Origin of the sequence: Flavobacterium sp. (genome assembly GCF_035195345.1) — a bacterium.
Taxonomy (GTDB): Bacteria; Bacteroidota; Bacteroidia; order Flavobacteriales; family Flavobacteriaceae; genus Flavobacterium.
In genome coordinates, this window is sequence record NZ_CP136574.1 from 332,354 (window position 1) to 354,647 (window position 22,294).

Consider the following 22,294-nt stretch of genomic DNA (forward strand, 5'->3'; position numbering starts at 1 on the left):
TTTACATTATCAATTAAAAAAAAACTAAAAAATGAGTTATTACAAAATACACGATTTAGAAAACTACTTTAAAATGTATAAGAAGTCGGTGCGCGAACCAAGAAAATTCTGGGATCGTATTGCTGATGAAAACTTTGTATGGTACCAAAAATGGGATAAAGTTTTTGAAGTAGACATGCAAGAAGCTAATTTTAAATGGTTTTTAAATGCAAAAGTTAACATCACTAAAAACTGTATCGACAGACATTTAGCAAAAAGAGACGATAAAACCGCTATTATTTTTGAACCAAATGATCCAAGCGAAGCAGCACAACATATTTCTTATAACGAATTATATGTTCGTGTATCTAAAATGGCAAATGTTTTGCGAGAACAAGGTATCAAAAAAGGCGATAGAGTTTGTATTTATTTACCAATGATTCCAGAATTAGCCGTTGCTGTTTTGGCTTGTGCTCGAATTGGAGCAATACATTCAGTAGTTTTTGCTGGTTTTTCATCTTCAGCAGTTGCTAGTCGTATTAATGATAGTGAATGTAAAATGGTAATTACTTCTGACGGAAGTTATAGAGGTAATAAATCAATTGATTTAAAAGGAATTGTTGATGAAGCGTTAGAAAAATGTCCATGTGTTGAAACTGTTTTGGTTGTAAAAAGAACCAATACAGCTGTAACCATGAAAGAAGGTAGAGATTTGTGGTTACAACCGCTATTAGATGCCGCTATTGGAAACAATGTTGCTGAAATTATGGATGCCGAAGATCCGTTATTTATTTTATATACTTCGGGTTCAACTGGAAAACCAAAAGGAATGGTACATTCAACCGCTGGTTACATGGTTTACACTGCTTACACCTTTAAAAACGTTTTCAATTATGAGGAAAATGATGTGTATTGGTGTACAGCAGATATTGGTTGGATTACAGGTCACTCTTATATTTTATACGGACCACTTTTAAATGGCGCTACCACAGTGATTTTTGAAGGAGTACCCTCTTATCCAGACTTTAGTCGTTTTTGGGAAGTGATTGAAAAACATAAAATTACTCAGTTTTATACAGCTCCAACAGCAATTCGTGCATTGGCAAAAGAAAGTTTAGATTTTGTTCAAAAACATCCATTGAGTTCATTAAAAGTAATTGGTTCTGTTGGTGAACCCATTAACGAAGAAGCTTGGCACTGGTATAACGACCACGTAGGAGGAAAGCGCTGTCCGTTAGTAGACACTTGGTGGCAAACTGAAACTGGGGGAATTATGATTTCACCTATTCCGTTTGTAACACCTACCAAGCCAACGTATGCTTCATTACCATTACCAGGAATTCAGCCAGTTTTAATGGATGAATTACGTAATGAAATTGAAGGAAATCAAGTTACGGGAGCTTTGTGTATTAAATTCCCATGGCCATCCATGGCGAGAACCATTTGGGGTGATCACCAACGTTATAAAGAAACTTATTTCACAGCTTTTCCAGGAAAATATTTCACAGGAGATGGCGCTTTACGCGATGAAGTAGGGTATTATAGAATTACGGGTAGAGTAGATGATGTTATTATTGTTTCTGGACATAATTTAGGAACGGCTCCAATTGAAGATGCTATCAATGAACATCCAGCAGTAGCAGAAAGTGCAATTGTAGGATTCCCACATGATATCAAAGGAAATGCATTATATGGTTTTGTAATTCTGAAAGAAACTGGAGAAAGTCGTGATAAAAATAATCTTGCAAAAGAGATTAATCAATTGATTTCTGATCAAATAGGTCCAATTGCAAAATTAGATAAAATACAGTTTGTGAGTGGTTTACCAAAAACACGTTCGGGTAAAATCATGCGCAGAATATTAAGAAAGATTGCTGAAGGTGACTTCTCTAACTTTGGAGACATCTCCACTTTATTAAATCCTGAAATAGTGGATGAAATTAAAGATGGCAAACTCTAGTTTTTAGTTTTATTGGTTAAAAACTGCTTCAGCAATGGAGCAGTTTTTTTATTTTAATCTTAATCTTAATCTAGTAAAATAAATTCCCGCTAAAATCAAAAATGGAGTAGTGGAAGCCATTATTTTGTAATTCCAGCCTAAAATTCCTATCAAGAAGAAAAATAATACTAAAATTGATAATAATAAAACGGCTATATTATTTACTCTTTTATTTAATTTTTGATAAAAAACACCTGTTAAAAGCACTATTTGTGTGAGTAATCCCAATAAAATAATTGGATGCGTTAAATTTTGAAAAAGACTTTCTGTTTTTGAAAATATTTCAAATTCTGCGTGAAAAAGAAACATAGAATTACTTGGAGGCCATTCTAAATAACAAAATTGAAATGTAATTAATAATCCAAAATTTAGTAAACGATTCATAATTTCAAGTAAGATTCAAGTATAGTTTTCATTTTTAAATATCCATTCAAATTTGGATGAACACCATCATCAGTAAATTTTTTATCTAAACCAAAATTTTCATCTACCATTGGAGTATAGTAGTCGACAAATTTTATTTTTTCAATTAGGCAATAGGCTTCAATTAATACATTTAACTGTTTGATTTTCTCAATGGGTTTTATTTTAGGATTCCAATAAAAGTCGCTTGCAGGAAGTATTGAGCAAAGAACTACTTCAATATTATTTTTTAATGCTTTTTCAACCATTGAAACAATATTATTCATGATTTCTTCTATGGAAATTGGACCGTTATTTTCAGCAATATCATTGATTCCTGCTAAAATAATTACATATTTGGGTTCTAAATCAATGACATCATTTTGAAAACGTTCCTGAATTTGAGAAGTGGTTTGACTACTAATTCCTCTGTTAATATACTTATTTTGAGTAAAGAATGCAGAATCATATTGTTGCCAAAATTCAGTAATAGAATCACCTATAAAAACAATTCGGTTACCATTATTTGGTAGTTTTAGTAATAGCTGATTTTCTATTGCATATTTTTCCAAGTACGCCCAATCGTTTTGCATCATTCAAAAATTAAATCTCTAATTTTTTCTTAAGTTTCAAAAACAATAATGCCGTAATAAAAGCATCGCCACTTGCTGTATGTCGGTCCGATTTTCTTATTTTATAGATATCACATAATTCATCTAAAGAACTGAGTTGTTCTTGTGGTAAATATTTCAATTTCTGATACATAACATCCGTATCCATTGCTTGATTTTTCAGTTTTCCAACTTCTAATCGTCCTAAGCCTTGATTAATCATTTCTATGTCAAAATCAACGTGATGACCAACTAAAGTGGCATCTTTGATAAAGTCTAAAAATCGAATAATAGCTTCGGCTTCTACAATTTTCTCCTCTTTACCTTCTTTTAAAATACCGTGAATAGGCACTGATTCAGCTTTAAACACATCTTGTAACAAAAAAACTTCCATGAAATCACCAACGATTATTTGGTTATTTTCGATAGCCACCGCACCAATCGATAAAATTCGATCCGTTCTGTAATCTAAACCAGTAGTTTCGCAATCAAATACTACAAAACGTTTCTTTTTATCTTGATTTTCATCAAAATGTGTAAGATACGTTTCCCAAAATTTAGGATGATCTTTAACTATTTTCTTAAACCAATTGAACGTCATATTTTAAGTGAAATAAGTTAATTGAAAACGATTTTTAATTACTTCTTGAATATCGTTTATAGGCTGGAAATCGTTTTTAAGTTTTACTTTATCTAACTTTGATAACTCGCTTAAATTCAAATACCTACCATCTGATTGGTTTTTTAAACCTTCTTCGGTTCTGAACTTTAATAATTCAGCAAAAGCATCGGCGCACGCTTCATAAATTGGTGCATTTTGAGGTTCTAATTCAGCTAATTTAGCATATCTCGAAATCGTATTGGCTGTGTTTTTAATACCTTTACTTAACGATAAAATTCTAGCCGCATCAATCAAAGGCATTAAAGCTCTTCCTTTTAAATCAAAAGTATCTTTATGTTCTCCATCATTTTCAACTAAAAACTGACGGAAAAAGCCTAATGGAGGCGGGTTTTTCAATGCGTCAGCTCCTAAATAAGCAAAAAACAATTGGTTATCATTAGTTTCTTCATGAATTGTTTTAGTAATCGCATCAACTAAACTTTCATTTCCGTAGACAAAATCATAATCAAAGAAAATGGTACACATCAAAATACCTTTTTCTCCAGGCGCTGTAATCCATCCTTTAAATTGATTGTTCCAATCGGAAACCGATTTACACCAAAGCGGATTACTTGCCATCATGTCTGCAGGACAATAGGCATAACCAACTTTATTAAGTGTTTTAGTTACATTTTCAGCTAATTCAATAAAATATTTTTTAACCGTATCGTATTTATCTTCCGCTACATCTTCAAAAACAATTGCATTGTCTTGGTCGGTCATTAATAACTGTTCTTTTCTTCCTTGACTACCAATATTTAACCAAGCAAACTGAGTAGGCGGAGGGTTTTCCATTTTATCGATGGCTAATTCAATTGCTCTACTGGTTATGGCTAAATTTATTTCGGCAATAATTGAAGAAATATGTTGAATAGGTACATTTTTATCAAGTGAATGCTGAATTAAATCAGATAATTTTTCTCTAACTTCTTTTAAATCGGCTGATTTTTGAGCTCTTTTACATTGTTTAAGTAAAACGCCTGGGTTGTTTGCTTGCGCTACAACAATATCATGCTCAGTAATAATTCCTGTAATATCAGAGTCCACAGAACCATCTTTAGTTACACACAAATGCGAAACATTATTTTTAAGCATCATAATTTGTGCTTCTGCAATAGATAAATTATCTGCTACAGTAATTACAGGAGAAGACATAATCTTGTCAATGGTTACTTCGATACTAAATAGTCCGGTTGCGATTTTTGAACGCAAATCTTTATCGGTTACAATCCCAATAGGTTTTCTGTTTTCATGAATTATCATGCTGCCAATTTTACTACTAGACATAGTTTGTGCTACAAAACGAACAATATCACTTGGTGAAGCTGTGATGGGATTTGCGGTGTATTTTATAGGCTGATAATATTGAATTTCAGCATTTTGATCATTGTAAATAACATTCTCAGAAATCAATTTTCCTTTATTGTTTTTATCATAAGGATTTCTTGTATTTGAGGCAAAACTTTCCAATAAAAAACTCAAGACATCTGCGTTTTCAGCAACATGAGGTTTAAATATTTCAATCGGAATTGCATATATAATGCTTTCTTCGCGTGCCTTTGCAGTCATTAAATAATTATTTTTTGCAAAAAACGGACGTAATCCTAAAATATCACCTTCATCACATTTATCAATTAAAATGTCATCTGCATCAGATGTTACAGATAATCCAACAGCTCCAGACGCCACGACATAAAAAAATGTATGTGTTGCATCATTAATTTTAAACAAGGTTTGATTTTTTTCCAAATATAAAACGTGACAACTCTTAGCTATATCTAATAATTTTTGATAGGATAAACTAGAAAAAGGAGGATAGTTTTTTAAGAAATCGGTGATACGTTCAGCAATAGGGTTTTTCATAACATTGTGCATTTACCATACGAAGATACAAATTTAAACAAGTATTCTAAATAGGATTAATTAAATTATCTATTTTACATAATGTATATTATAATTCAATATAGTTTAATATTGATGAAGTTAAAATAACTATTAAAAAGGTTTGTGTATGATTTATATAAAGATTAATTTTGTTGCTTATTAAACACTAAGCATGGAAAATAAACAAGCCCTTAAATTAATTGAAAAAATCCAGAAAGATTTATTGCAAAATAAATTTGAAGTTTCAAAAATTGTAGACGATTTAAAAAAAATTAGAGAAATTTCATTAGAATTAAATAATCCTGTTGTAACTAAAGCTTTACGTTTAGCATACGAACATTTAGCATCTAATAATGCTTTTTTAATTGGTATTCCAGATGATGAACCAATAGATTCTAAAGAAGGAACAGTTGCGACTTCTATTTCAGAAGAAAATAATATCGAGAGTTTTAATTATTTCCTTTCATTATTCACAGATTTGACAAAGAAAAATAATGTATTAGATTTAAAAGAATACAACAAAGCTTTTTTGGCGCATTAATTTAATTTCTATTTTACATAATATAAATCGGTACTTAATACCGATTTTTTTTGTTTTTCTTAACGCTATAATTGTCCTAATCTAACTAATTTTGTTCAAAATCTAAATTTCATGTCGAAACAAAAAAAATCTAAAGCAAAACTTTTACACCAATACTACAAATATACAGGCTTTTATTCCTTCATTTGGCAAGGTGTTAAAAGCGCCATTTTGCCTACTGTAGTTATAGTTGCAATACTTTTTTACGTAAATTATAAAGTTATAAACCTTAACGAAGGATTAATATATATCACACAAAATTTTAGCGATTTCTTTATTTTTAGTATTTTTCTTGCTTCAGAAAGTGTTTTAGGACTTATTCCACCAGATATTTTTATTGCTTGGACAAAAAATACTGAAAGTCCTCTACTCTACTTATCTATTTTAGCATTTTTATCATATTTAGGAGGTGTTATAGCCTATTTTATGGGTATGGCAATTGTAGCTATTCCATCTGTTAATCGTAAATTGTATGGTAAAATGTCTAAGCATGTTATTAATATGCAAAAATGGGGCGGCTTTTTAATTGCTGTTGGTGCATTGTTACCATTACCCTTTGCTATTGCTTGTTTAGCAGCAGGTATGATAAATTATTCAAGAAAACATTTCTTTTTATTTGGATTACTTCGCTTTTTTAGGTTTGCCATTTATGGATTTGTAATTTATGCCGCTTTATCATGATAAAATCATTTCGCTCAATTGCTTTATTAGAAGGCCTTTCGTTACTAGCATTATTGTTTTTTGCAATGCCAATGAAATACATTGCTGGTGACCCAATTTATGTAAAAAATATTGGTATGGCTCATGGAATATTATTTATATTGTATGTTGCTTTTGCTATTTTAATTAAAAATGAACAAAAATGGAATGTAAAAACATTTGCTATTGTTTGTTTGGCTTCAGTTGTTCCATTTGGAACCTTTTATATTGAAAAAAAATATTTACAATAAATTGAAATGAAAATTTTTAACTGGGCATACGATTTATTTAAAAGTCTCAACTTTAATGATGACATTGCTTCCTATTTTAATCTAGGAGTTAATATTATTGTTTTAGTTTTTGTTTCCTATGTTTTAGATTTTCTCTTTAAAAAAATATTTATTATTGTACTTGCCTTAATTGCAGCTCGCACAAAATCTTCTTTTGATGATTTTCTAGTGGCTAATAAAACTGCCAAGTATTTAGCGCATTTATTTCCACTTTTATTTATTTACAAAACAGTTCCTGTTATTTTAAGTAAATTTACCTATTGGGAAGATTTTTTTGAAAAAGGGGTAAAAATCTATATTATTATTCTTTCACTTTGGATTACGCGAAGTATTTTTAATGCTTTAAAAGATTATTTAAAAAACAAACCTCGTTATAGTGATAAGCCTATTGATAGTTACATTCAAGTAATTATGATTGTGCTGTGGATTTTTGGAATTACTTCTTTTGTGCTGATAATGTTTGATACTACAATGAAAACATTGTTAACTACTTTTGGAGCAATTTCGGCCTTAATTTTTCTTATTTTTAAAGATACAATTCTAGGATTTGTGGCTAGTATTCAAGTTTCTGTAAATGATATGGTTCGAATTGGCGACTGGATAACTATGGAGAAATTTGGTGCCGATGGCGATGTTATTGAAATTAATTTAGCAACAGTAAAAGTTAGGAATTTTGATAACACAACAACTACTATTCCAACTTACAGCTTAATTTCGGATAGTTTTAAAAACTGGCGTGGTATGTTGGATTCAAATGGAAGACGCATTAAACGTCATTTATTAATCAAGGCTAACTCTGTTAAGTTTATAGAAACTTTAGATATTGATAAATATAAAAAAATTCAGCATTTAACTTCTTATATTGAACATCGTCAGGCTGATATTGATAAATATAATAATCAAAATAATATCGATAAAACGGTCATTGTTAATGGTAGAAACCTTACTAATTTAGGATTGTTTAGAAAATATATAAACCAGTATATTCTTTCACATCCGGGAATTAATAAAGATATGCTTTTGATGGTAAGGTATTTACAACCTACTGAAAAAGGAATCCCGTTAGAAATTTATTGCTTTTCCAAAGATAAAACATGGTTAAATTATGAGCATATTATGGCTGATTTATTTGATCATATTATGGCATCAGTAAATCATTTTGATTTAGAAATATTTGAATCTATTTCTACACCAACAAATAAATCTAACGAAAAGTAATTAACACCTTAATCTTAATAACTTAAAATAGCCTTCAATATATTGAAGGTTATTTTTTTTAACTTTAAATAAAATTAATTCACTTTATCATGAAAACGAAAGACGAATTGCTTTTAGAAATAAGAGGTGCAAGTATTGGTGAGATTACAGAACAATCTAGTTCGGAAGAAAAGTTTCAAAATCAAACCCTACGCCCTATTTTAAAGTTTCAAAATGATTTGTTTATTGAAGTTTTTAGAAATTATGCCTCCAAGCAGAAAAACGTATTTTTTTCGTTGACTCCAGAAAAGAAAATGATTTACATTGAAAATGCGATTCAACGTGATATTAAATTTAGAAATTCGCTCAAAGGTATAATTATTGGGATGTTTACTAGTTCTGAATATAAAGAATACATTCAAAATTCGTCGAATATAAACAAACGTATGATGAATTTATTGATTGAACGTTTGAAAAGTCAAATACAGATTATTTAAGTTGGAAATAAATCAATTAGTCAATGTGCCAATGGAAAGAAAATAATTGACACATCGGCACATTGAAAAATTGGCTAATTATACAAAGATTCCCCATTTAAATCGGTACTCAATACATCGCTCATATAATCAAAGAAAGGACGCATAGCTTCAAAGGTTATCAATACGTTTTCTTCAAAATTAGGAGCCATTACTTCCTTGTCAGAAAAACTTCTGGTAAGTAAAAATTGCTTTTTACGAATCAAATCAATGGCTGGATGTGTTTTATCAAAACCTTTTGGTGCAGTTTTTAACTCCTCGCCTTTCAACTCACCAAAGAATTTTTTAAAAGTGTCTTCAGCTATTATGGTTCTAATTTCTTCATCATCCATTTCAAATTCTTTACGAATGCGATTTAAATCTTCTGCATTAGGTTCCCAAAAACCGCCACCTACAAAACTTCCTCCTGGCTCAATATGCAAATAGTAGCCACCACGAAGCATTGGTTTTGTTCGTGTGAGGCCTACGCTAAAATGATTTTTATAAGGTGCTTTATCTTTTGAAAAACGCACATCGCGATAAATTCTAAAAATTTGAATGCGTTCGATACTGTCTATTCTTCCTAGCTGCTCTCCTACTGATGTAAAAAATGTTTTGGCTAACTTTTGTTCTGTTTCAAAGGCTTTTTTATTAGCCGCAAACCAATCACGGTCGTTGTTTTCTTTGAGTTGTGTTAGAAATTCTAAGGTTGATTTTTGTAACATACTATCATGAATTATAATATTATTTTACTTATAATAGATTATTGTCCACTCCTTTTCAGTAATTAAAACAAGTGGTTTGTTCCAGATTTTTATAATTGTTTAAAATCTAATTAATTCTTAAATCAAAGTAAATATAAAATATAGGTTTTATGTAAAAGTAAAAAATCTATTCAAAAGAATTCAATTTAAATGAAAAAGTAATTATTATAATCAAATTCTAAAATTTAGGAATACCCTAGGAATGATGAAATAAAAAAAGCTCCGAGTTTACTCGAAGCTTTCTAATTTAAAGGGTGAAAGACGGGTCTCGAACCCGCGACCTTCGGAACCACAATCCGACGCTCTAACCAACTGAGCTACAATCACCATTTGTTTTGCGAGTGCATGGATTTATAGTAACAATTCAATATTTGGTAACAATCAAAAAATATTAAGAAACTGTCTTTTATTTATGTGTGTCACAAGTGTGTCACAAATATGAATTATGAATTTAAAAACTTAAAAAAGTTTAAACTATCAAATGGTAGAATGGGAATTTCATTTTTTTATAATGAAAAACGATTTCGATTCTTTAACTCTTCTGTAATTGGAGAAAATTTTAATCCAAATATATGTGATGAATCATTAAAGGAAAAACAGCATGATTTATTGTATCAATCGTTTTTTATAAAATTAGAAAAAGGATGGCGACCAATTGAAGAAAAAAAGCAAAAGAAAATAAAGCCTATAGACATAAAAATAATTGAAGCGGTTAATCTTTGTTACAACAACAAACTAAACTTAGACTACAGTAAAAGTTATAAAAAAGACTTAACCATTTCATATAATAGACTTAATGATTTTATAGTAAATAGAAAATACCAAAATTTAAATCTTAGTGATTTTAATATAAATATTGCTAAAGATTTGATAAATTTTACTAGCAACTCAAAAAGAGTACAATTAAACTTTAAAAGAAATTATTCTGCATTGCTTTCAGATATTTTTAAAGAATATAAATTTGAAAATCCGTTTCCGCTTATCAAATTAGTTAAAACAGAGGAAGTACTACACAAACCAATTAAAGAAATTAAGCTTGTATTTGATGAAGTAGAAAAATTCAATTCAAATCTTCATTTATGTTGTCTTTTAGCATACGGCTGTCTTTTAAGACCACATAGAGAAATTAGAAATTTAAAATGGGATGATTTTAATGTAGATTGTACTCAAATTAGTTTAGCTGGAAATAGAAATAAAGGTAAAAAAAATAGAATTGTACCTATTCCACCGTTTGTTCAAAAATATTTAACAAAGGGTAATTCAGGGGATAATATTTTTTCAAATAATGAATCTCCTTTCAATGAAGATTATTTCAAAACACTTTGGAGTAGATATAAGAAGATATCACAATTACTAGAACCTGATAATACATTATATAGTTTCAGACATACTGGAGCAATTAGCGTTTATGAAAAGACAGGAAGTTTAAATAAATTACAACAAGTTATGGGACATGGTAATATTAGTGTTTCTCTAACCTATTTGAGAGGTCTTGGAATTAAACAGTTGTCAGTAGAGGATATGCCAGACCTATAAAAATTTTCTAATTTTCCCCCACTTACCAAGTAATTAAATTTTTAATAATAATGTGGGGGGTATACAAAAAAAACAACCTTCATAACGCCTCTTTTCGGTAGTACCCTAATATGTCGTTTATATAAACTAAAAATGACTTAAAAATCATATATATACTTGTGACAATACTATTTTATTTTAGAGATATTAATTAAAGTCTAGTGTTAAGACTTATTATTACAACAATCGATTTCTTCTTCTATAAAAAATTGAATCAAGCTAACGTATATAATTTTAAGGATACATAATTACACAATTTTTTGATTTCATATAGTAATTACATTTTACTTAAATTACCACCATTCAAATCCACCATTGATTTAAACACAGAAAAAATTACTTGCATATTTCAAATATTTTGTTTAATTCTGTAGCTGAATAAAAAAAACTACTTTATGGGAATCTTTGGCTTAATTTCTCCTTTTTTTAAAAAGAAAGAAAAATATCCTTATACACCTCGTGTAATTGAAAAAGTTATTTTACCAGCTTTTTTTGATGACAGGAAAATTGATGATGTAAGACCTATTGATGTTGACGAAACTAATCTTAAAGGTTATGAACTATTCAATTTCGGAGAAAACTTCGTTTTGTATTTTGAAAATAAAATTTCAGAGGAATCAGATACCTATATAAGACAAAACTATACAGATTTAAAAGAACAGTTCTACAATAAAGGTAGGGATTTTTTTTATCTGCCAATTTTATTAGAAAATATTGATTTTGAAATCTTACCAGCTTTGAAATCATCATTTCCTTTCTTATCTGACAACATTAATAATAGAATTATTGATGAATTGAAAACAGCTAAATTCGATTATGATGCTATTTTATCTGATTTTTTTTATTTTATTGTCTATAAAGGCACTATTTCAAAAGGATGTATAAGCCGTAACTCAGGCTACACTATTGTTGAACAAAAAAACGAAGAAACAATAGAAGAGTTTATGAAAGGATATATTGAAAATCTATCGTTCAAGAATCCTAATATTGGTGCAAGGTATTATTGTTTAGAGACTAACAAGAAAGAATTACCAAGCATACAAGAAGAATCACTAGAAAGATTAAAAATTATAAACGAAGAGATTGAACAATTACGAAAATCGGGACAACTAGCAATATTAGCACCAAAAATTTATGAGTTTTTGAAAAAGAACATAGACGGAATTATCTATAATAATACTTATCCTATGGTCATAACAGAGGATTTTAAAATCTTAATACCACATTGTAATAATCATGAAATTAAACTAAGTCATTTTACAAAAGCTATTTACTTATTGTTTTTATCCAACAACGAACCAATTGACTTGAAAGATTTATATCTTTATAAAGACCGCTTGTTATTTATATACAAACAAGTATCGAATCAAAATTCTTATGATAGAATAAAAGAAACTGTTGAAGAACTTTTAAAGGAGGATAACCAAGCTATTTATGTGCATTTTTCAAGAATTAGAAAGGCATTTTTAAACCATTTTTCTGAATTTATAGCATTTAAATACTATATCACTGGAGATAAAGGAAAGCCTAAAAAAATTATGCTTGATAGAGAAGGAGTTACTTTTAATTGTGAATTATACTAAGTTGCAAGGTTGCAACTTTAATAAAAGCATTAGTTTAAAGGTTATTTTTGTAAAATAATATGAATTATTTTTTAGAAATGATATTTAACAACTCTTTTGGCTCAACATCAAGTGCATTTGCAATTTTTACTAGTGTTCTTACCGTAGTATTTATTTCTGCTCTTTCGATTCTTCCAATTTGAACTTTGGGAACGCTACAAAAGTTGGCAAGTTCTTGCTGAGAAAGACTATTTTTCTCTCTCAACTGTCTGATATGAATGCCTAGTTCTTCTAGAAATTGAGTTTCAGAAATTTCCATACTCAAAATTCTAAATAAATAATTTCAAAATGGACACATATATGATATCAAATTTTTTATATTTGTTAATTATAAACTAACATTAACAATCAATTATGAAAAAAAATATTCTATTAATTCTCTTTTTACATCAAGTCAATTAATTGCACAAAATTATTATTACAGTAAAAGAACTGAATCTGTTAAGTATATTGATTCAAATGGGAAAAATACTTCAAAAGTAATAAAAGCTAATACAGGCAATTTTAAATTATATTATGAAAAAAATGGTCTTGATGGTAAAGATGTATTTACAGAATACATAAATAATGAAGAAATTGGCTATTTTGCTTTAGTAAAAAAGTATGATAATAAAGAATTTAATGGTAAAATTTACCAGCAGGGTTATTATTTTTCAACCGAGATTCAAGATGGAGTAATTGTTTCAAACACTTTAAATAGAGATAAGGTAATAATATTTATAGGCGACAAAATAATACAGTATGACAAATAAATTATTTTATTTTCATGATTAGTATTTTTTTTATCAAGTCTGGCTCAATTATATTTTTCATAAAAAAAACCTTATTTTAGTTTTGAATCAATTCAAGAAACAGCCTATTCAATTGTAATCCGTTAAATAATATAAATTAAAACATTCCTTTAAATGAAACGAAAATTATTAATATTCATTACATTATTTCTTTCTCAATTATTTTTTTCTCAGAATTTAACTATTGCTGAAAACCACAATGATAAGGCAATTGATGAACTTATGAATGGAAATAATCAGACAGCACTTTATGAAATAAATCAAGCAATAAAAATTAATCCTAAAAATGCAAATTATTATTATATAAGAGGGATGATTCTTCAAAAAATGAATGATTTAAACAAAGCACTTATTGATTATAAAAAAACGTTATCTTTAAATCCAAAACATATTGATGCAACAATGAAGTGTGCTGTTGTTTATGCAAAACTAAACGACAAAACAAAATCTTGTGAATATTTCAAAAGAGCTTGTAATTTAGGAGAATCTAAAGCATGTGACGGTTATTATAAATTTTGTAATTAAGTTATTAATATTAAACATCTATGAAAACATCAAAAACGGTACGAAGCTATAAATATTTGATTATATCAATTTTAATTTTCCTAGCTTTATTTATTGCTAAAATTTATTATGAATATATAGATAATCTTGAATATCAAGGGGAGACTAATTATGACTATTATACTGATACAAATTATAAAAACTTTATAGATTTCACAAAATCTCAACAAGATATTTTGGCGAATGTTTTAATGATTTCTGTTATATTGTCTCTAATAATAATTATAAATAAAATTAAAGATTTCAAATCAGGCATACAAAAATTAATTCTAGTAATATGGTTTATTTATGTTATTTCTATTATTGTTGGTTTAATTGACCGACAAATGTACGGTGACTATGCTTATAGAATTTGCAAAACTTATTTTATTAATTATTTACTTTTCATTCCACATTTATTCATAATATATAGACAAACATTCGTTGGAGAAACTGTTGACCTTTCAAACGAAATAAAGCATAATGAGGAAAAGAAATTTTCAAACAGTTTAGGTGATTTAAAAAAATTATTAGAATTGGGTCAAATTAGTGAACAAGAATTTAACTCCAAGAAAGAAACTATATTAAAAAAGAAAATAGAGACAGAGATTAAATTAACTGAGGAATATAAATTACTAGAAAAAACTAAAAATACTGGATTAATAACCGAAGAGGAATTTAAGTTAAAGCTTAACAATCTTATAGATAAAAAATACCGTGAATCACTATGACAAAATCAATAAAAATAATAGTAGCCATTTTACTTTTTTTATGTGTTTTGAAAATGCCTTATGGATATTATCAATTTGTTAGAATAGCTTGTGTTTTAGGGTTTTCCATATTAGCCTACAATTCATATAAAAACGATAATGATTTTACTAATGTTATCACTTATGTCTTTTTAGTACTTGTTTTTCAGCCTTTCAATACAGTAAGTTTAAATAAAATAACTTGGAATATAATTGATATTATTGTAGGTATTGGTTTATTAGTTAGCATAAAAAAATCCGAAAAATAATTTAAAGTATCTCATTATGAATATTAAATACAGTTTTATTTGTTTCATTACAGTTTTTTTGTTTTCGTGCAAAAACAAAGCAATAACAAATGTGGATGAAAGTTTAAAAATTGAAGATTCAACAAATGAAACAAAACTAAATTTAAAAGAACAACTTAAAAATGAAGTTGATTATAGTAATCTTAAAAAAGAGGAATTAAATAATTTAAATATTATAAATGGATTTAGAAATATTAAACTAGGTAGTGATATTAATTCTTATTCATTAAATGGTTGTGAGGAATCTTATTCAATTATAAATCCTAAATATTCAAATATTGAATTTAATTTTAATAATGAATCACTAAATCTAGGTAATGGAAAAATTTCATTAGTAAAATTACGTTATCTTGAAAATAAATTAAAATACATTGAATTGATACACAATGAATTGATTATAAATAGCTATTATGTAAATAATCTTAGTTATGTTGCCGAATTTAGAGAGCATAGTCTTATCAATTTATATCTAAATATATTTGGGAAACCATTAAAAACAACCCTCTATAATAATAGAAGTTTGTATATTAATGACCAAACTTTAGAGTGTAATAGCGAAAACTGGGATGATTGCTTCAATAAATTTTGTCAAACTTATCCAAATTACCCAAACAGTATTGTTATTTCATTATTATGGAAAAATGAAAATTTGAGTTATGAATTGTTACTATTTAAAGATACACTAAATATGTATGATGAGCAGATTATTCAAAAAATGAAAGAATGCCAAAATAATGGTAGTAATTATTACTCTAATGAAATGTCCATAATTAAAATATATCAAAATGACGAAAATTTAGTTGAAAAACTGGAACAATTACAATTAGATTATCTAAATAGTAATGATAGTAATATAAAGAATAATGAAGCTATGAAAAACGCTAAAGGATTATAGTTTAAGAGAGTAAAGTACTTATGAGAAAAATATTTATATTATTAGTTGCAATAACTTCATTAATCTCATGTAAAACAACAACAGAGAAATGTGTGGATAAATTAATTGAAGAAGAGGGTTATTCTTATGAAGAAGCTTGTGATGAATGTGAATATATAAGAGATTCAGAAGCTAGATACGATAGAAATTAATATGTTATTCTCACGACCAAAAATAAAGAAACCAACTTTCTACGAAGAATTATATTATATCAATTCTGAACAGGAATTGGTTTGTCGATTTTCTCCATATTCAGTAATCAAAAAAGAGTTTGAAAAAATTGGTTTAGATACAAACGAAGCTACAATTGAAGAATTAATGGCTCAAATTAGCTTAATGTTTTTGGAAGGATACTCATCTAAAATTGATGAAGACCCAAACTATTCGCTGGGTCAATTTAAGCAGACGGAGTTCTATAAAATACGTTTTGTACTTCTAAATCATCTAAAAGAAGTAGGCTTTTATCTTTATGATTATAAAGAGGAAATTATGCCCAAAAAGATTAAAGCATTTTATAAAAAAATAAATGCACAAAAATGAAAATTGGATATATCGCAGTAATGTCTGCAATTTTTCTTTGGGGTTTAACTTACTTAATTTCACTTATTTTAATTTTAAGTAGATTTTCATGTATTTTAAAATTAAAGACAATTGTCAATAAAGGTATTTTCTATAAAATTCTTTTTCTAATAACTTTTATTTTACCTCTTTTGGCGGCAACAGTTTATAGAATTGGAGGGTTTTTACAGGGAAATAGATTGATATATTGGGGATGTTTTATAGAGGATTTTTATAAAACTTTTTTTATTTGGAAACTTGTTAGTTTGATAATGTTTTTTATTATGATTATAACTCTAGTCAAACCATCATTTTTTGGGTTTAAAAAAAGACTAGATATAATATTTTCATATATTTTATTACAATCTTATAATTTTATAATGATTATAATTTATTTGTTATTTATATATTATACATCAGGTTATTTGTCAGGAAAATCATGGAATTGTTACTAAAATAAATTTATCATGGAAGGAAGACATTTTGCGGTATTATCATCTATATTTCTTTGGAGTTTGACTTATTTAATTGCCTTTATAATTATTTCAAATAAACTTTCAAAAGGTAATTTATTTACCAAAATAGCATCTAAATATAAAATTTATTGGACTGTTTTTTATATTTCAATTCTCTTCCCTTTTTTAGCTGGAGTATCATATAATATTGGCGGTAGTATGGAAAAAGGTAATTCAATTGCATGGGGATGTTATATTGAAGATTTTTGGCTTAGTTCAATAATTTGGCTTTTTATTGGTACAATACTTTTTTTTATCATGATTTATGGTTTAATAAATCCTACTAAATTAAAATTCGCTAAAAGAAAGGACTTGTTTTTTGCGTATATTTCAATTCAATCTTATGCATTTTTCATGATTATAATTTATTTTATTTGCATAGGTTATTTTTCAGGTGACCTTAGTGGAAAAGATAGTACATGTTTGTAAATTATGAAAAATAGATTAAAGAAAATTTTATTGTCATTAACAATAATATCTGTAATGCTTTTAGTAGTTATAGCTGTTTTTGACAATAAATATTACATAGGTAAAAAAATAGACAGCTTTAATAATGTATCGGTTTATTACAATGGTAATCCAAAAAATGTTAATGGAAGAAATTTAACAAAAGACGGTTACAATTTAGGATTGAATTATCAATGTGTAGAATTTGTTAAGCGATATTATTATGAATATTTAAATCATAAGATGCCAAATAGTTATGGTCATGCTAAAGACTTTTATGACAGAGAAACATTAGACGGAGAATTAAATAATAGTAGAAATTTGATACAATTTAATAATCCAAGTTTTTCAAAACCAAAAGTAAATGATATACTAGTTTTGGATAAAAGTATCTTTAATAAGTTCGGACATGTTTCTATTGTGAGTAGAGTAAATGATAATTCAATTGAAGTGGTTCAGCAGAATGTATTTTTAAACAGTAGAGAAGATTATGACTTAATTTTTATTGACGGAAAATGGAAGGTTGATAATGAAAGAATTTTATGCTGGCTAAGAATGGAATAAGTTTGGAAGTGTTTCTGTCAGAAAAAGGCAAGAGAGAAATCAACGAAGACTATTTAATTTATCATCCAAATAAATTTTATGCTGTTCTTGATGGGGTTGGGGGAAATGGAAATGGAGAAATAGCTTCAAAATTAGTTGGGGAAACCATAAAAGAAGTATTTTTAAAATCTAAGTTTATTACTGAAGCAATTGAAGAAGCTGAAAAAAAGTTAATTGCTTACAAAAGAAAGAATCCTTCTACAGAACGAATGGCAACAACAATTGCTATTGCTGAAATATTAGATAATGGGGTTTTAGTCTCATGGGCTGGCGACAGCCGAGTTTATCAATTTCGAGATGGTAAAATTATATTTATAACTTCTGACCACAGCTGGGTTGCTAATGCGGTCAAAAAAGGTGTTTTAAGACCTGTAGAAGCACTTTCCCATCCAAGAGCTAATGAGTTAACAAAATCAATAAAAGACAGCTCAAAACCTTCAAAATTAGAACAAGTATTAATTGAAGATATTCAACCAAATGATTACTTTTTAATTTGCACCGATGGGATTACAGAATCGTGGATTGATTCTGATTTAGAAGAACTGTTTTTTAGTTTAAAATCTTCAAGTGAAATTATTCAAGAATTAAAAAAAAGCTGTGAAACATTTTCAGAAGATAATTTCACAGCAATTATATTTAAAATTGAATCAATCTCTCGTTTTTAAAAGACTACTTTTTTCCATACTTTAATTCATTATACCACAAAGCATCTCTATGTATTTTATAATTCATTTTGGAATCACTTACAGTGTAATGTACATAAGTTTCGTTAATATGTGTTATTCTAGGATTTAGTTGAATTTTATCCGCATCACAATACAAAAGATTTTTGAAAAGTCTAAAATTAGCATCTCTTTCAAAATCACTCAAACTTGGTTCTGAAAACCAAATGTAATTTCCGCTGGAGACAATTACGCTTTCAAGCCATTTAACTTCATTACATTCGGGGTGTGGTTCATTTATTAATTCTGAAACTTCTCCTCTAGCTCCTTGTGTTAACATTTCTTCAATGAATAAGAAATCTTTCTGTAATTCTAATCCATTAGCAATAAGAACTTTTTGTGCAAATTCTTCTAGCTGAAAAGGTGGCGAACTCATTTCAGCAGTCATTACAATAGTTCCATTTGTAACTCCTGTAAAATTGTGTTGTGTTGAAAATTTCTCTATACTACCAAATTTCTCAACAACGGTTGAAACTTTTATAACAAGAGTTGAAAAAACAATTTTTTGAATATCTAGGTCGATGTATGTAATCATAATACAAATCAATTATTTTATTGATATAATAAACAACTAAATTTATTCCTAAAAATGATTATAGTAACCATTATTTTTTATATTAGCAATAACAAGAGTTTTAACTAACATAAGATGAAAATATTTACAAACATGTGAAAAATAATTAATCAAAAGAAAAAATGTTAAGTAAAAAAAAATATTTTTTTAGATGAGTCATTTTTAATTAAATCACTTGGCGAGAATCAATTGCGAAATTTGACTTTTCAATGGTTAGGTTTGGAGCAACTTCAAACAAATCAATAAATTTCTTCTCCATGAAATCTTTAAGTTCCTCCACATAGCTAACTGTTGTAATTAAACAATCGTGAAGTGTAAAGATTGGAACTTTACCTTTATGAATTTTATCATACTCCCTAGCTATTTTATCAATCATCGTTTTGGCTTCAAATTGGAAGGTACAATAAGCTATTTTTTTATGTCGCTCTTTTGAGTCTCCACTATTTTGCTCAATATTTTTAAACTCATTTATAAAATTTAGGACTTGTGGAAATAAAGAACCAAAAGCAAGTTGTTCAAATTTATAGATACTAGTTTTGGCAAAAAGCATTGACAATAGCCTTTTCTTAGCAAACTTTTCCAAGTCTTTCATATTGCCATCAAAATAATATCCAAATTGCTCTTTAAATTCGTGATTATAATACTTCATCACCTTTTCAAAATTGTATCCTTTTGATGAATATACTTCTTCGTTAAAGATTCTATCCGCAAACCGTTCGTATAGTTTTTTATTTAATACCAAACCACCAAAGTCGTCAACCTCAGTATTTAATAGATATACGGGCATTTTTGCCAACATATAAATGATAGAAATATCATACTGAAATTCCTCCGAAACGTAAGTAAGGCGATTAGCAAGATAGTACTTCATAGTCAGAAATAGGAAAAATGGTATTGCCGAGCTGATGTCGACTTCGGCTAGGAATTCCCCATCATATTGTAGATGATTTCTAGCATTTTTTGACAAACGTGTAATATTGGAGTGAACTCTCCCATCGGTTTTTGGTTTTAATGTTAATTTAGTATCTCCATTCATTATTTTGATAATACTTTTAGCGTTTCTAAGGCGTTTTTCTTTATCGGAGATTTTGTTTATACGTTCCATTGCTAATGAAGGCTCATAAATGGTTAATTTACCATCTTTAAAATACTTCATTAAGAAATAATAATTCAATCTAATCATTTCATTAGTGATGTTTTTTAATTTTATTGCATTTAATCTTTTTAAGAGAGATTTATCTGTAATTGTATATATTTCTAATTCACTGTCGGAATAGTATTTCTGAAGTTTATAACCAAAGGGTTTGCCTTTTTCATATCTTGCACCCCTAAGAACAGCCCCGTCATTGGGGAAGTTTTCAATTAAAAATTGTATATGTTTATAATATATTCTGTTAAACTTTTGAAGATACTTTGAGTGCAGTCTAGTATAATTTGAAGATTTATTGCTTTGGTACAAAATCACAAAATGGATGACCAAGTAAGCAAAGTCAGTATTGAACTTGAAATCGTGATTGTATTTTCTTACTAAATATTCAAGGTTTAAATTCTTTGGTTTTAGGATATAGTATGCTTTCATTTGTTCGAAGTTTTTAGACAAAGCGATGCCTACGATGTTAGAAACACCGCTAAATCTTGTGAGTTAATTTTAAATTACTAAATTGGGAACTAGCCTAAAAAGCTAATAAAAAAGCATGAAAAGTCAATACACTTTGAAGCGACAAAGAATAAATACAATTGATAAAGGAATTTTGCAGTAAAAGAACACACTGCTAGGAAAACAGACAGTTTTTGCCATAAATACGTTTTTCTTTTAGTTAAACACTCACATCTTTTTTCCACCTTACATACGTTTACGCAGGTTGGCATAGGATAAACCTAACTCTTGATATTTTTTGCAAAATTACAAAAAAATACTGAAATAGGCAAGTTTAAAAGCTTAAAAATGAATGCATACAGAATTTTTACAGTAAATAAATTCAAGAAAAAAATATAAAAATAAATTCTAAAGAAAATTTTAAATCTTTCGAAATGTGTGTCAAAAGTGTGCCAAAAAAATAGGAGTTTTGACTTTTTTTTATTAACTTTACGGGAATATTAATCAGACACTTAATAAGTAAGAAACCGTTCTTTTGTTTTTTTGTAAGTTATTGAAAATAAAGTAATTAGATGAAATAAAAAAAGCTCCGAGTTTACTCGAAGCTTTCTAATTTAAAGGGTGAAAGACGGGTCTCGAACCCGCGACCTTCGGAACCACAATCCGACGCTCTAACCAACTGAGCTACAATCACCATTTGTTTTGACAAGAGAATTATTATTCTTTTGCGAGTGCAAATATAGGTATTCCCTAGAATTTAGCAAAGATTTATTTTATTTTTTTACTACTTTTTCACTTCAAATTTTCTAAACTATTGACGGTCAAATATCTTTCCACTACAAAATCGTTGGTATACGCCTCTCCTACTTGTCAAACAAGGGCTTGTATGAAGTTCATACAATGTCGTTACAATTTCAATTAGTCAGAAATAAGTAACAAATATAATAGGTAAAAGTGTGGATATGATGCGCATAACCTAAATATTGCTTACAAAAATAATTTAATTAGGGTACCACAACCTAACCTTTGGTATACCGTTGCTATACCGTTGCTATGGAGTATCTATACTTAAGGCTATAGATAAGTTTGTATTTTGTTTGTAATTTGACCCGTCCTAAAATAACTATACAGATTAATAAATAAATCCTATTATAGTTATACAAATATAATTTTTA

25 protein-coding genes, 2 tRNA genes and 1 riboswitch are annotated in these 22,294 nt (G+C 28.0%); of the genes, 17 read left to right on the top strand and 10 right to left on the bottom strand.

The genetic code is table 11. The features are described from left to right. Window positions 1-31 precede the first annotated feature (31 nt). Complete coding sequence (gene acs, locus RSE15_RS01510) at window positions 32-1,939, top strand: acetate--CoA ligase (protein WP_324069227.1); 1,908 nt, start codon at window positions 32-34, stop codon at window positions 1,937-1,939. Window positions 1,940-1,987: 48 nt separating this feature from the next. Here acs and RSE15_RS01515 read toward each other — a convergent pair whose 3' ends face one another. From RSE15_RS01515 to RSE15_RS01530, 4 genes are read right to left on the bottom strand one after another with little or no spacing between them, the layout of a single operon-like run. Beyond that, a complete protein-coding gene (locus tag RSE15_RS01515) occupies window positions 1,988-2,362 on the bottom strand; it encodes a hypothetical protein (protein WP_324069228.1) in 375 nt (124 codons plus the stop codon). Further along, the gene (locus RSE15_RS01520; protein WP_324069229.1) at window positions 2,359-2,973 is read right to left on the bottom strand and encodes a GDSL-type esterase/lipase family protein; all 615 of its coding nucleotides are present in this window, start codon (window positions 2,971-2,973) and stop codon (window positions 2,359-2,361) included. Before RSE15_RS01520 ends, RSE15_RS01515 begins: the two co-directional genes overlap by 4 nt. Before the next feature lie 10 nt (window positions 2,974-2,983). Beyond that, the gene (locus RSE15_RS01525) at window positions 2,984-3,592 is read right to left on the bottom strand and encodes a 3'-5' exonuclease (RefSeq protein ID WP_324069230.1); all 609 of its coding nucleotides are present in this window, start codon (window positions 3,590-3,592) and stop codon (window positions 2,984-2,986) included. Window positions 3,593-3,595: 3 nt separating this feature from the next. After that, a complete protein-coding gene (locus RSE15_RS01530; RefSeq protein WP_324069231.1) occupies window positions 3,596-5,515 on the bottom strand; it encodes a DUF294 nucleotidyltransferase-like domain-containing protein in 1,920 nt (639 codons plus the stop codon). A gap of 193 nt (window positions 5,516-5,708) precedes the next feature. Here RSE15_RS01530 and RSE15_RS01535 point away from each other — a divergent pair, with 193 nt between their 5' ends. The 5 genes from RSE15_RS01535 to RSE15_RS01555 all read left to right on the top strand — a co-directional run bounded on the left by RSE15_RS01535 (window position 5,709) and on the right by RSE15_RS01555 (window position 8,799). After that, on the top strand, window positions 5,709-6,077 hold the full coding sequence (locus tag RSE15_RS01535; RefSeq protein WP_324069232.1) for a hypothetical protein: 369 nt from the start codon (window positions 5,709-5,711) through the stop codon (window positions 6,075-6,077). Window positions 6,078-6,188: 111 nt separating this feature from the next. After that, complete coding sequence (locus RSE15_RS01540; protein WP_324069233.1) at window positions 6,189-6,797, top strand: YqaA family protein; 609 nt, start codon at window positions 6,189-6,191, stop codon at window positions 6,795-6,797. Then, window positions 6,794-7,066, top strand: a complete 273-nt coding sequence (locus RSE15_RS01545; RefSeq protein ID WP_324069234.1) for a DUF3817 domain-containing protein — start codon at window positions 6,794-6,796, stop codon at window positions 7,064-7,066. Before RSE15_RS01540 ends, RSE15_RS01545 begins: the two co-directional genes overlap by 4 nt. Before the next feature lie 6 nt (window positions 7,067-7,072). Continuing rightward, on the top strand, window positions 7,073-8,323 hold the full coding sequence (locus RSE15_RS01550; protein WP_324069235.1) for a mechanosensitive ion channel family protein: 1,251 nt from the start codon (window positions 7,073-7,075) through the stop codon (window positions 8,321-8,323). Window positions 8,324-8,412: 89 nt separating this feature from the next. Beyond that, entirely contained in the window at window positions 8,413-8,799 is a 387-nt protein-coding gene (locus RSE15_RS01555) for a glyoxalase (RefSeq protein WP_324069236.1), read from the top strand. 74 nt (window positions 8,800-8,873) lie between these two features. Here the strand turns inward: RSE15_RS01555 and RSE15_RS01560 are convergent, their stop codons facing one another. Then, window positions 8,874-9,542 (bottom strand): DUF2461 domain-containing protein, encoded by a 669-nt coding sequence (locus RSE15_RS01560; RefSeq protein ID WP_324069237.1) that lies wholly within the window; start codon window positions 9,540-9,542, stop codon window positions 8,874-8,876. Window positions 9,543-9,833: 291 nt separating this feature from the next. Next, a tRNA-His gene (locus tag RSE15_RS01565) sits at window positions 9,834-9,909 on the bottom strand. Window positions 9,910-10,019: 110 nt separating this feature from the next. Between RSE15_RS01565 and RSE15_RS01570 the strand changes: the two genes are divergently transcribed. Both RSE15_RS01570 and RSE15_RS01575 read left to right on the top strand, forming a co-directional pair. After that, window positions 10,020-11,117 carry a tyrosine-type recombinase/integrase gene (locus RSE15_RS01570; RefSeq protein WP_324069238.1) on the top strand — a complete coding sequence of 366 codons (1,098 nt, stop codon included), beginning with the start codon at window positions 10,020-10,022 and terminating at the stop codon, window positions 11,115-11,117. Window positions 11,118-11,551: 434 nt separating this feature from the next. Then, the gene (locus RSE15_RS01575; RefSeq protein ID WP_324069239.1) at window positions 11,552-12,739 is read left to right on the top strand and encodes a hypothetical protein; all 1,188 of its coding nucleotides are present in this window, start codon (window positions 11,552-11,554) and stop codon (window positions 12,737-12,739) included. 64 nt (window positions 12,740-12,803) lie between these two features. Here RSE15_RS01575 and RSE15_RS01580 read toward each other — a convergent pair whose 3' ends face one another. After that, window positions 12,804-13,037, bottom strand: a complete 234-nt coding sequence (locus tag RSE15_RS01580) for a type II toxin-antitoxin system RelB family anti-toxin (protein WP_324069240.1) — start codon at window positions 13,035-13,037, stop codon at window positions 12,804-12,806. Between the two features lie 646 nt (window positions 13,038-13,683). On the opposite strand from RSE15_RS01580, the gene RSE15_RS01585 reads away from it, so the two are divergent. The 9 genes from RSE15_RS01585 (at window position 13,684) to RSE15_RS01625 (ending at window position 18,891) form a co-directional block, all read left to right on the top strand. Further along, complete coding sequence (locus tag RSE15_RS01585; RefSeq protein WP_324069241.1) at window positions 13,684-14,094, top strand: tetratricopeptide repeat protein; 411 nt, start codon at window positions 13,684-13,686, stop codon at window positions 14,092-14,094. 20 nt (window positions 14,095-14,114) lie between these two features. Then, on the top strand, window positions 14,115-14,843 hold the full coding sequence (locus RSE15_RS01590) for an SHOCT domain-containing protein (protein ID WP_324069242.1): 729 nt from the start codon (window positions 14,115-14,117) through the stop codon (window positions 14,841-14,843). Next, window positions 14,840-15,130: a DUF6804 family protein gene (locus RSE15_RS01595; RefSeq protein WP_324069243.1), complete on the top strand. Its 291-nt coding sequence runs from the start codon at window positions 14,840-14,842 to the stop codon at window positions 15,128-15,130. Before RSE15_RS01590 ends, RSE15_RS01595 begins: the two co-directional genes overlap by 4 nt. A 16-nt stretch (window positions 15,131-15,146) precedes the next feature. After that, window positions 15,147-16,064 carry a hypothetical protein gene (locus RSE15_RS01600; protein ID WP_324069244.1) on the top strand — a complete coding sequence of 306 codons (918 nt, stop codon included), beginning with the start codon at window positions 15,147-15,149 and terminating at the stop codon, window positions 16,062-16,064. Between the two features lie 20 nt (window positions 16,065-16,084). After that, window positions 16,085-16,255 carry a hypothetical protein gene (locus tag RSE15_RS01605; protein WP_324069245.1) on the top strand — a complete coding sequence of 57 codons (171 nt, stop codon included), beginning with the start codon at window positions 16,085-16,087 and terminating at the stop codon, window positions 16,253-16,255. A 1-nt stretch (window position 16,256) separates the two neighbouring features. Continuing rightward, window positions 16,257-16,643 carry a hypothetical protein gene (locus RSE15_RS01610; RefSeq protein WP_324069246.1) on the top strand — a complete coding sequence of 129 codons (387 nt, stop codon included), beginning with the start codon at window positions 16,257-16,259 and terminating at the stop codon, window positions 16,641-16,643. 485 nt (window positions 16,644-17,128) lie between these two features. After that, window positions 17,129-17,605, top strand: coding sequence for a hypothetical protein (locus RSE15_RS01615; RefSeq protein WP_324069247.1), 477 nt, complete (start codon window positions 17,129-17,131; stop codon window positions 17,603-17,605). A 3-nt stretch (window positions 17,606-17,608) separates the two neighbouring features. Further along, window positions 17,609-18,187, top strand: coding sequence for a CHAP domain-containing protein (locus RSE15_RS01620; RefSeq protein ID WP_324069248.1), 579 nt, complete (start codon window positions 17,609-17,611; stop codon window positions 18,185-18,187). Next, window positions 18,166-18,891 carry a PP2C family protein-serine/threonine phosphatase gene (locus RSE15_RS01625; protein WP_324069249.1) on the top strand — a complete coding sequence of 242 codons (726 nt, stop codon included), beginning with the start codon at window positions 18,166-18,168 and terminating at the stop codon, window positions 18,889-18,891. Before RSE15_RS01620 ends, RSE15_RS01625 begins: the two co-directional genes overlap by 22 nt. Window positions 18,892-18,895: 4 nt before the next feature. On the opposite strand, the gene RSE15_RS01630 is transcribed toward RSE15_RS01625, so the two are convergent. The 3 genes from RSE15_RS01630 to RSE15_RS01640 form a co-directional block, all read right to left on the bottom strand. Further along, entirely contained in the window at window positions 18,896-19,483 is a 588-nt protein-coding gene (locus RSE15_RS01630; protein WP_324069250.1) for a hypothetical protein, read from the bottom strand. A 205-nt stretch (window positions 19,484-19,688) separates the two neighbouring features. Then, entirely contained in the window at window positions 19,689-21,101 is a 1,413-nt protein-coding gene (locus RSE15_RS01635) for a hypothetical protein (RefSeq protein WP_324069251.1), read from the bottom strand. Between the two features lie 220 nt (window positions 21,102-21,321). Beyond that, window positions 21,322-21,419: riboswitch (SAM-I-IV-variant riboswitch) on the bottom strand. Window positions 21,420-21,738: 319 nt separating this feature from the next. Next, window positions 21,739-21,814 (bottom strand) — tRNA-His (locus tag RSE15_RS01640). Between the last annotated feature and the right edge of the window lie 480 nt (window positions 21,815-22,294).

Bases quoted from the DNA above. Each gene is read 5' to 3' on its own strand.
- RSE15_RS01585 (WP_324069241.1), top strand. From the start codon at position 13,684: ATGAAACGAAAATTATTAATATTCATTACATTATTTCTTTCTCAATTA.
- RSE15_RS01560 (WP_324069237.1), bottom strand. From the start codon at position 9,542: ATGTTACAAAAATCAACCTTAGAATTTCTAACACAACTCAAAGAAAAC.
- RSE15_RS01625 (WP_324069249.1), top strand. From the start codon at position 18,166: ATGCTGGCTAAGAATGGAATAAGTTTGGAAGTGTTTCTGTCAGAAAAA.
- RSE15_RS01540 (WP_324069233.1), top strand. From the start codon at position 6,189: ATGTCGAAACAAAAAAAATCTAAAGCAAAACTTTTACACCAATACTAC.
- RSE15_RS01620 (WP_324069248.1), top strand. From the start codon at position 17,609: ATGAAAAATAGATTAAAGAAAATTTTATTGTCATTAACAATAATATCT.
- RSE15_RS01580 (WP_324069240.1), bottom strand. From the start codon at position 13,037: ATGGAAATTTCTGAAACTCAATTTCTAGAAGAACTAGGCATTCATATC.
- RSE15_RS01545 (WP_324069234.1), top strand. From the start codon at position 6,794: ATGATAAAATCATTTCGCTCAATTGCTTTATTAGAAGGCCTTTCGTTA.
- RSE15_RS01520 (WP_324069229.1), bottom strand. From the start codon at position 2,973: ATGCAAAACGATTGGGCGTACTTGGAAAAATATGCAATAGAAAATCAG.
- RSE15_RS01525 (WP_324069230.1), bottom strand. From the start codon at position 3,592: ATGACGTTCAATTGGTTTAAGAAAATAGTTAAAGATCATCCTAAATTT.
- RSE15_RS01535 (WP_324069232.1), top strand. From the start codon at position 5,709: ATGGAAAATAAACAAGCCCTTAAATTAATTGAAAAAATCCAGAAAGAT.
- RSE15_RS01575 (WP_324069239.1), top strand. From the start codon at position 11,552: ATGGGAATCTTTGGCTTAATTTCTCCTTTTTTTAAAAAGAAAGAAAAA.
- RSE15_RS01515 (WP_324069228.1), bottom strand. From the start codon at position 2,362: ATGAATCGTTTACTAAATTTTGGATTATTAATTACATTTCAATTTTGT.
- RSE15_RS01630 (WP_324069250.1), bottom strand. From the start codon at position 19,483: ATGATTACATACATCGACCTAGATATTCAAAAAATTGTTTTTTCAACT.
- RSE15_RS01590 (WP_324069242.1), top strand. From the start codon at position 14,115: ATGAAAACATCAAAAACGGTACGAAGCTATAAATATTTGATTATATCA.
- RSE15_RS01635 (WP_324069251.1), bottom strand. From the start codon at position 21,101: ATGAAAGCATACTATATCCTAAAACCAAAGAATTTAAACCTTGAATAT.
- RSE15_RS01605 (WP_324069245.1), top strand. From the start codon at position 16,085: ATGAGAAAAATATTTATATTATTAGTTGCAATAACTTCATTAATCTCA.
- RSE15_RS01550 (WP_324069235.1), top strand. From the start codon at position 7,073: ATGAAAATTTTTAACTGGGCATACGATTTATTTAAAAGTCTCAACTTT.
- RSE15_RS01570 (WP_324069238.1), top strand. From the start codon at position 10,020: ATGAATTATGAATTTAAAAACTTAAAAAAGTTTAAACTATCAAATGGT.
- RSE15_RS01610 (WP_324069246.1), top strand. From the start codon at position 16,257: ATGTTATTCTCACGACCAAAAATAAAGAAACCAACTTTCTACGAAGAA.
- RSE15_RS01595 (WP_324069243.1), top strand. From the start codon at position 14,840: ATGACAAAATCAATAAAAATAATAGTAGCCATTTTACTTTTTTTATGT.
- RSE15_RS01615 (WP_324069247.1), top strand. From the start codon at position 17,129: ATGGAAGGAAGACATTTTGCGGTATTATCATCTATATTTCTTTGGAGT.
- RSE15_RS01530 (WP_324069231.1), bottom strand. From the start codon at position 5,515: ATGAAAAACCCTATTGCTGAACGTATCACCGATTTCTTAAAAAACTAT.
- RSE15_RS01600 (WP_324069244.1), top strand. From the start codon at position 15,147: ATGAATATTAAATACAGTTTTATTTGTTTCATTACAGTTTTTTTGTTT.
- RSE15_RS01555 (WP_324069236.1), top strand. From the start codon at position 8,413: ATGAAAACGAAAGACGAATTGCTTTTAGAAATAAGAGGTGCAAGTATT.
- acs (WP_324069227.1), top strand. From the start codon at position 32: ATGAGTTATTACAAAATACACGATTTAGAAAACTACTTTAAAATGTAT.